The sequence below is a fragment of the Aeromonas sp. QDB14 genome, from assembly GCF_027707845.1.
Classification (GTDB): Bacteria; Pseudomonadota; Gammaproteobacteria; order Enterobacterales; family Aeromonadaceae; genus Aeromonas; species Aeromonas caviae.
This window is the reverse complement of sequence record NZ_JAPCJD010000120.1, coordinates 1-7,478: the sequence shown is the minus strand read 5'-3', so window position 1 is coordinate 7,478 and position 7,478 is coordinate 1. Positions and strand designations below refer to the sequence as shown.

Annotated in this window: 8 protein-coding genes and 4 tRNA genes; 7 read left to right on the top strand and 5 right to left on the bottom strand. The window is 53.7% G+C overall.

The genetic code is table 11. From position 1 onward, the window contains the following. Both PG887_RS21300 and mdtD read left to right on the top strand, forming a co-directional pair. A partial coding sequence (locus PG887_RS21300; RefSeq protein WP_270822854.1) for a transposase occupies nucleotides 1–273 on the top strand: 273 nt, incomplete at its 5' end. A 283-nt stretch (nucleotides 274–556) separates the two neighbouring features. Then, complete coding sequence (mdtD, locus tag PG887_RS21295; RefSeq protein WP_010675801.1) at nucleotides 557–1,945, top strand: multidrug transporter subunit MdtD; 1,389 nt, start codon at nucleotides 557–559, stop codon at nucleotides 1,943–1,945. 9 nt (nucleotides 1,946–1,954) lie between these two features. Here the strand turns inward: mdtD and PG887_RS21290 are convergent, their stop codons facing one another. From PG887_RS21290 to folB, 3 genes are all read right to left on the bottom strand, one after another. Beyond that, on the bottom strand, nucleotides 1,955–2,437 hold the full coding sequence (locus PG887_RS21290; protein ID WP_042864868.1) for a YbaK/EbsC family protein: 483 nt from the start codon (nucleotides 2,435–2,437) through the stop codon (nucleotides 1,955–1,957). Nucleotides 2,438–2,554: 117 nt separating this feature from the next. Next, a complete protein-coding gene (gene folK, locus PG887_RS21285; protein ID WP_041211771.1) occupies nucleotides 2,555–3,064 on the bottom strand; it encodes a 2-amino-4-hydroxy-6-hydroxymethyldihydropteridine diphosphokinase in 510 nt (169 codons plus the stop codon). Continuing rightward, the gene (gene folB, locus PG887_RS21280; protein ID WP_010675798.1) at nucleotides 3,064–3,435 is read right to left on the bottom strand and encodes a dihydroneopterin aldolase; all 372 of its coding nucleotides are present in this window, start codon (nucleotides 3,433–3,435) and stop codon (nucleotides 3,064–3,066) included. Before folB ends, folK begins: the two co-directional genes overlap by 1 nt. A gap of 171 nt (nucleotides 3,436–3,606) precedes the next feature. Between folB and plsY the strand changes: the two genes are divergently transcribed. The 5 genes from plsY to PG887_RS21255 all read left to right on the top strand — a co-directional run bounded on the left by plsY (nucleotide 3,607) and on the right by PG887_RS21255 (nucleotide 4,683). Beyond that, on the top strand, nucleotides 3,607–4,269 hold the full coding sequence (plsY, locus tag PG887_RS21275) for a glycerol-3-phosphate 1-O-acyltransferase PlsY (protein ID WP_029314836.1): 663 nt from the start codon (nucleotides 3,607–3,609) through the stop codon (nucleotides 4,267–4,269). Between the two features lie 47 nt (nucleotides 4,270–4,316). Further along, nucleotides 4,317–4,392: transfer RNA gene (locus tag PG887_RS21270), tRNA-Phe, on the top strand. A gap of 52 nt (nucleotides 4,393–4,444) precedes the next feature. Further along, nucleotides 4,445–4,520: transfer RNA gene (locus tag PG887_RS21265), tRNA-Thr, on the top strand. A gap of 3 nt (nucleotides 4,521–4,523) precedes the next feature. Then, nucleotides 4,524–4,599, top strand: a tRNA-Phe gene (locus tag PG887_RS21260). 8 nt (nucleotides 4,600–4,607) lie between these two features. After that, a tRNA-Asn gene (locus PG887_RS21255) sits at nucleotides 4,608–4,683 on the top strand. A 537-nt stretch (nucleotides 4,684–5,220) separates the two neighbouring features. Here the strand turns inward: PG887_RS21255 and PG887_RS21250 are convergent. Together PG887_RS21250 and PG887_RS21245 are read right to left on the bottom strand one after the other, a co-directional pair. Continuing rightward, nucleotides 5,221–6,339: a PD-(D/E)XK nuclease family protein gene (locus PG887_RS21250; RefSeq protein WP_270822853.1), complete on the bottom strand. Its 1,119-nt coding sequence runs from the start codon at nucleotides 6,337–6,339 to the stop codon at nucleotides 5,221–5,223. Between the two features lie 106 nt (nucleotides 6,340–6,445). After that, complete coding sequence (locus PG887_RS21245; protein WP_270822852.1) at nucleotides 6,446–7,234, bottom strand: NYN domain-containing protein; 789 nt, start codon at nucleotides 7,232–7,234, stop codon at nucleotides 6,446–6,448. Nucleotides 7,235–7,478: the final 244 nt, after the last annotated feature.

Genomic DNA, 7,478 nt, shown 5'->3' with positions numbered 1-7,478 from the left:
TTGGTGCCACGCCAGTACAGTACTGGGGGCCGGGCAAACCTGAAGGGTATCAGCAAGCGTGGCGACAAAAATCTTAGACGATTGTTGGTGCAATATGCACGAGCCTATATGCAACGGCTAGAGCGGCAAACGGGACGATTGGCTGATTGGGTCAGGTCTATGTTGACTCGGCGACATTCGAATGTTGTGGCTTGTGCACTAGCCAACAAGTTGGCCCGCACGGCTTGGGCGCTGGCGGCACGGCATACCGAATTTCGGGCAATGCCAACCTGACGCGCCCCTATTTACTTTTGTACTGACACACCCACCTGGTTTTGCGACTGTGATATTGGATGACGTGAACGGCATACCGGCCTGACTGATAACCTGGCAAAAGAATAGGCTTTCTAGGCCGAGGGTCTTTTTAGGACAGTCAGGCGCGATTCTCATCGTGGCGCGGAGAACATTCTCCATCAAGACGCCGGATAGATTTAAGCAAGCCAACCACAACACCCGAAATCAAGGTTGCAAAAAAGGGGTGACCATAGATTCTTATGTGATGAGGAGAGACAGAACCATGCCTGACAGCTCCCCGATGGTGACGCCCGCCCAGCGCAAATGGCTGCCCTGGCTGACAGCGGTCGGTTTTTTCATGCAGACCCTGGATGGCACCATCCTCAACACTGCCCTGCCCAGCATGGCCGAGGCCCTGGGCGAGAGTCCGCTGCAGATGCAGTCCGTCATCATCGCCTACATGCTGACGGTGGCCCTGCTCATTCCCGCCTCCGGCTGGCTGGCGGACAGATTCGGCACCCGCCGGGTCTATCTGGTCGCCATCCTGCTGTTTACCCTGGGTTCCCTGGCCTGTGCCATCGCCAACACCCTGCCCATGCTGGTGATCGCCCGGGTGTTGCAAGGGGTCGGGGGGGCCTTGCTGATGCCCATCGGGCGTCTGGCGGTGCTGCGGGTCTACAGCAAGCATGAGCTGCTGAGGGTGATGTCGTTCGTCACCATCCCCGGTCTGCTCGGCCCCCTCATCGGCCCGGCTCTGGGGGGCTGGCTGGTGGAGGTGGCGAGCTGGCACTGGGTCTTCCTCATCAACCTGCCGGTGGGCCTGCTCGGCTTCGTGGCGAGCTGGCACTTCATGCCCGACCTTCGCCAGCACACCGCCAGGTTTGACTGGCAGGGGTTTGTGCTGTTCAGTGTCGGCATGGTGCTGGTATCCGTCGGTCTGCAAGGCCTGGGGGAGCACAGCATCTCAACCGGCTGGGCCCTGTTTGCGGTATTGTTCGGTCTGGCCGCCATGGCGAGCTACTGGCTCTATGCCGCCACGGCGGAGCAGCCCCTGTTCAGTCTGGCGCTGTTCAAGACGTCCACCTTCGCCATCGGTATCTGGGGCAATCTGTTTGCCCGCCTCGGCAGCGGCGCCATGCCGTTTCTCACCCCGCTCTTCCTGCAACTGGGGCTCGGCTTCTCCCCGAGCAAGGCGGGGATGACCATGATCCCCACGGTGATCGGCGCCATGCTGACCAAGACGCTGGTGAACAAGCTCATTCCGCGCATCGGTTATCGCCGCATCCTGATCGGCAACACCCTGGCGCTCGGGGCCATGATCGCGAGCTTCTATTTCATCGACAACCAGGTGCCCCACGGCGTACTGCTGGTGTGGCTGGCGGTCTTTGGCGCCATCAACTCCCTGCAATTTTCCGCCATGAACACCCTGACCCTGCAGGATCTCAGCAGCGAGCACGCCAGCAGTGGCAACGGTCTGCTGTCGGTGGTGATGCAGCTCTCCATGAGCCTGGGGGTGGCCATCGCCGCCAGCCTGCTGGGACTCTTCTCCATCGGCCAGCCCGAGGAGAGTGGCCGCTGGCTGGAGGGGTTCCACCTCACCTATCTGTGCATCGGCCTGATGTCCATGCTGGCGGCGCTGATCTTCGCCCAGCTGGCGCGGGAAAAGCGCTGAGTCCCAGGCTCAGGGGGCGGGCAGGTAGCTCACGTCGCAGGGTAATCGGGCCAGCAGTCCGGCCAGGTGGGTGGTCTCCAGCAGGAAAGTCTGCTCGGGGTGGCCCGGCGTCCAGGTAAAGGCATGGTGATTCATGAGCACGGGATCCACCAGCAGGGGGATGTCGGCGCGGGGCAGGAAGGGGCAGACGGCTCCCGGCAGGCAGCCAATCTCGGTCTGCATCTCGTCAGCGGTGCAGATGGAGGGTTTGGCACCGAGCGCCGCCTTGACCGCCTTGCTGTCGAGCCGGCCGTCTCTGTGGGTCAGCAGCAGGGCGAAGCGACCATCCTTGAATTTGAGGAAAAGGGTCTTGCTGAACTCGGCCTGCCAGCCGAGGCGAGCCTTGACCCGCTCGTCGGTGGCGTAATCGAGGATGGGTTCGTGCTCGAAGCGCTGGTGGGGCAGGTCGGTGAGCAACTGACGGTTGAAGTCGTGAATGGCATCGAGTGGCATGGGGTTCTCCTGTGATGGCGGTCATCCTGCCACTTGCACCGGCGCAGGCCCAATCACCGTTTCTTATCCATCATCAGCGGAGTCATCAACAAGGGCACCCGAGGGTGCCCTTGTTGTTCAGTGATGCTGCAATTCGCCCGCTTTCCAGTGGAAGGGAATGGGGTCAAGGCGCTGGGAGGCTTTGTCGTAACCTGCCCACAGCTCACCGATGGTGCGACCATCGATGGGGTGGCGGAATGTGGGAGCCAGCTCCGCCAGCGGCCAGAGCACGAAGGCGTTGGTGAGGATCTCGCCGCGCGGCAGCACCAGCGGCGTCTCGCAGACCAGCTCGCCGTAGAGCAGCAGATCGAGATCCAGGGTGCGCGGGGCGAACTTCTTGGCATCCGGCTCGCGGCCGTGAGCGAACTCCATGGCGCGTAGCCGCTGGCACAGGGTCGCCAGGGGCAGCTCGGTATCGGCACCCACCACCAGGTTGTAGAAGGGGCGGCCGTTGAAGCCCACTGCCTCGCTCTCGAATACCCGGGAGACCTGCAACTCGCCGAATTCGGCGTGCAGGGCATCGAGGCCGGCGCGGATATGGCGTTCCCGTTCGATGTTGGATCCCAGACTGATATAGATGCGGGTCATCAGTTGGCGCTCGCAGCCGGCGTGCGATGGCGCAGGATCTCGACCCCGACGCCTGCCGCATTGGGCACGGCACCCGGTTTGGTCAGGGTCACCTTGACCCACTGTACCCGCTCGTCTTCCAGCACCAGGGCAGCGACCTGCTCGGCCATGGTCTCGACCAGCTCCACTATCTTGCCCTGGGCGTGATCACAGATCTTGCGAGAGAGGGTGGCGTAATCCAGCGCCAGATTGATATCGTCGGTTGCGGCGGCTGGGCGATTGTCAAACCCCATCTCGAGGTCGAAACAGAGCTTCTGGCGAATGCCCTTCTCCCATTCATATACCCCTATGGTGGTCAAAACCTCGAGTCCGCGAATAAACACCTTGTCCATGACAGTACTTCTTCTTTACTCTTGATGGGCTGTGAAAACAGCGCAGGGATGCAGGCCCGGCAAGCAGATTGCCGCTGGCGGCCGGTTTGGGCGACACGCTTTCGGGCAAGCCCGGGCCTGGGAATGTGGCCCGCATCATACCCCATTCATATCGTGGTAAAAACGACCAAGATGACGGCCCTGACGATTTTGATGATTATTCTGGCCTATCTGGGCGGCTCGCTGTCCAGTGCCGTGCTGGTTTCCCGCATCACGGGTCTGCCGGATCCCCGTGACCATGGTTCCCACAACCCGGGGGCGACCAATGTGTTGCGCCTCGGCGGCCGGATGGCGGCGCTGATCGTACTGCTTCTCGACGTGCTCAAGGGGATGGCCCCCGTCTACCTCGCCTGGTATCTGCAGATCAAGCCCGTCTACCTCGGCTTTATCGGGGTGGCCGCCTGTCTGGGCCACATGTACCCCCTCTTCTTCCACTTCCGTGGTGGCAAGGGCGTCGCCACCGCCCTCGGCACCATGTTGCCCATTGGGTTTGCCATGGGGGGCGCCGTCATCACCACCTGGCTGCTGGTGCTGCTGGTGAGCGGCTATTCGTCACTGGCGTCCATCGTGACCGTGTTGCTGACCCCGCTCTTTACCTATCTGCTCAAACCGGAATACACGTTGCCGGTCTCCCTGCTCTCCTGTCTCATCCTGATCCGTCATCACGAGAATATTACCCGCCTGCTCAAGGGGGAGGAGTCCCGCCTCTGGGGGCGCCGGGGAGCGGTCCCGCCAGCAGAAGTGATGAAAATGGATGATGCTGCGCAAAAAAGAGACGAACGAGACGAAAAGTGAAATTTCCCGTTGACCACCTGCCCTAAAATCCGTTTAATAGCGCCCACGCCCAGATAGCTCAGTCGGTAGAGCAGGGGATTGAAAATCCCCGTGTCGGCGGTTCGATTCCGTCTCTGGGCACCATATTTTGGTGCCATGAAATAAAAACGTGTTCATGCACAATGGTTTGAAGTGTGCCGGCTTAGCTCAGTAGGTAGAGCAACTGACTTGTAATCAGTAGGTCACCAGTTCGATTCCGGTAGCCGGCACCATTTGCCCAGATAGCTCAGTCGGTAGAGCAGGGGATTGAAAATCCCCGTGTCGGCGGTTCGATTCCGTCTCTGGGCACCACGAATAATTCCTCCTTAGCTCAGTCGGTAGAGCGACGGACTGTTAATCCGCAGGTCGCTGGTTCGAGCCCAGCAGGAGGAGCCAATTCAAAAGCCCAGCAGCAATGCTGGGCTTTTTCTTTATCTGCGGTTCTCGGATTCAGCATCACCGCGCATCAGCCATCTCGTCACTCTGCACGCTTTGCCTCTGGCTAAGCCATCTTTTCGGCCATCTCTGCCCGTCGTATTGAAGTCATAACCGACTCCGGTCCATATCCGGTCGGCGCGGCGAAGCTATGCTAGCGGCTCAGACACCACGAAGATGGCGCAATAGCAGGAGGTTGTCAGGGCCCGTTCTCCGGTCGGCAGCTCCGGTCTTTGTGACGGGTTACGTTGGCTATGGTTGGACCGGAACAAGGCCGGAAAGGTGAGTGGAGGTGTGCGGGCAAGATGAATGGAAAAGCGACCTCAGTATGGCTGACCGGATATGTTGGCCGCTGCTCTGGGGCATATCCGGTCTATATGAAAATCGAGAAGATTAAGACGCCGCTTGATGGCTTGAGTTTAAGCCAAACACAAAGCACTTGATCGGATTCATCAGGCGGCGCAGGATTTTAGCACGTTAAAAGGAGGTCAATGAAAATCACTTCTGTAAAATTTTGCTCATCCATGCAGCGAGAGTTTCGAGTGCGGTGAGAACCCTCGATTTATCCTTGTGACAAGCCATGTAATTTATTTCCAATGTATTTTTGGTGATTTTCACTTCGCTATCAGAATTCATCATGCCCTCCAGTTCTGGATAGTATTTATCCTGCTTAATTAAAACATATAGTTCATCGGCCACGGGGTAGTCTTTTTTAGATATCCAAGCGTTTATATAATAGGATAAACCATCCCCGACACTAGATGGATAATATACAAAGCTCACCCCGCTATCTCCCCATTTTGAGGGGGTTAAATGGATTGCTTTATAATTATCTTCCCAGTTGTTAGTGGAAATGACAATGTTGCTATCTGATATGGCCTTACTTAAGACAGATTTCACATCATTTATAGTTTGTTGTTTAAATAGGGCGAGGGTCTCTTCGACCTTCACTAACGCATGAAAGTTATCCTCAACGAACTTAATGTCTTTCTCCTTCATAACCACATCCTCAACCAATCCACTTAATGATAACAAGTGCTCTAAAAACTCACGGTAGAACACAGTCCATTTGCTAAATTCATCCTTTAGCATATCAAGGCCAAAATTTTCCAGAGCAGACTGCACCAGCTTAGAGTAGGTAATAGTTTCCCAGCCTTCGATGTCTGCTGCAGGGTTTGAGTCGGGCTTTAATATACAGCGATAAACGGTTTGATTATTGTCAACTTGTATGTTTAAAAAATCATTGTAATCAGAGAATGGATTGTACGTGTCAGCAAATACTTTGTTTTCTATACCGATTATGAAGTCGTCATGTTTGATGAAGATATCCAATCGAGTTTTTTGGCTTGTGGTCGCCTCTCGAAAAATCATTGCAGATGATAAATCAATGCAATCTATATCATGCCCAAGAGTCTTAAGGAGTGACGTTAACAACCAGGGTTTCGTATAGTTATCCTTACCCATAAATAGCGCCATTAGGTCACTTGTTGGGTTTTCAAAGTAACCAGCACCACTCGTAGAAAAGAAATTCGATACGGTGGTTTCTTCCGGTTGAAATGCTAATAAATACTCTACGACATTTTTCCCAATATCTTCACTTAATAATTCATCGTTCATTGCAACCTATCCTGATAATGTTATGCGATCGATAAAATGACAAGATGGTACTGCTTTATCTGCCGCGTTTTTAGTAAACAAGTAGCCGCGATCAGTACCATGCCATTCATACTCGTTTTTTAGGATTTTTTGGCCGGTAAGCGATAATGTTAACTCGACCTTTGCCTTTAAATTTTGCAAGATCAAATAGACCTGTTTTTTCTATTAGTTCCGGTAATTTTGTCACCCCATAAGTTCGGGAGTCATAGTCAGGCTTTATTCTTTTCAAAAGATTTCCTACGCTAGCAATGTTAGCCCAATCGCTGTCATTATTTTCAAACTCCACGAGACCTGAAGTTAATTCATCATCTTTAAACTGTTGCCAGCCAGAAAATAAAATGTCTATTATTTCTTGCGGAATAACACCAGCTAATTTTAGGACTGCATCATTTGATGGTGATGAAATGGTCGTGTCACCAAGGTTCTCAGTAAGAATGAAGTTGTCACATGAATTTCTAAAGGCTATCGGGGTTTTGTTTTCTCCAACACCAAAAACATACATTTCTGCTTCTCTCAAGCGAGAGGCTAGCTTGGTGAAATCACTGTCCGAGGAGATTATAACAAACGCATCGTAGCGGTTTGTATATAGCAAGTCCATTGCATCTATTATCAGCGATGCATCAGTTGAATTTTTTCCAGTTGTATATGCGAACTGTTGTATTGGTTGGATTGCTAATTCGTTTAGAGTCGTTTTCCAGTTTTTAAGATGTTCACTAGACCAATCACCATAGGCCCGCTTTGTGATAATATGCCCATGAGTTGATATCTCGTTGAGAATGAACTTTATCTTCGAGTATTGCGCGTTATCCGCATCAATCAGAACCACAATTTTCTTATGCTCATTTAAATCTAGCATCCATATCCTCCCTCATCATCCTTGATATATATATGATTAACCATGGCATGGTGCGATAAATCTATATAATACACAACCGCTTACGTCACATTTTGAAACACATATTAAAACCATGTTCATCCAGAACATCAGGCCCTGAGCTAACCGCTCAGGGCCTTTTTCATTTCCACGGGAATTCAGATAATAAGTGCGACACTCATGGATGAATGGCGAGAGGTGGCCAACTGCTGATTGGTGGTACCCT

Coding starts and splice junctions, on each gene's coding strand:
- mdtD (WP_010675801.1), top strand. CDS start 557: ATGCCTGACAGCTCCCCGATGGTGACGCCCGCCCAGCGCAAATGGCTG.
- PG887_RS21290 (WP_042864868.1), bottom strand. CDS start 2,437: ATGCCACTCGATGCCATTCACGACTTCAACCGTCAGTTGCTCACCGAC.
- folK (WP_041211771.1), bottom strand. CDS start 3,064: ATGACCCGCATCTATATCAGTCTGGGATCCAACATCGAACGGGAACGC.
- folB (WP_010675798.1), bottom strand. CDS start 3,435: ATGGACAAGGTGTTTATTCGCGGACTCGAGGTTTTGACCACCATAGGG.
- plsY (WP_029314836.1), top strand. CDS start 3,607: ATGACGGCCCTGACGATTTTGATGATTATTCTGGCCTATCTGGGCGGC.
- PG887_RS21250 (WP_270822853.1), bottom strand. CDS start 6,339: ATGAACGATGAATTATTAAGTGAAGATATTGGGAAAAATGTCGTAGAG.
- PG887_RS21245 (WP_270822852.1), bottom strand. CDS start 7,234: ATGCTAGATTTAAATGAGCATAAGAAAATTGTGGTTCTGATTGATGCG.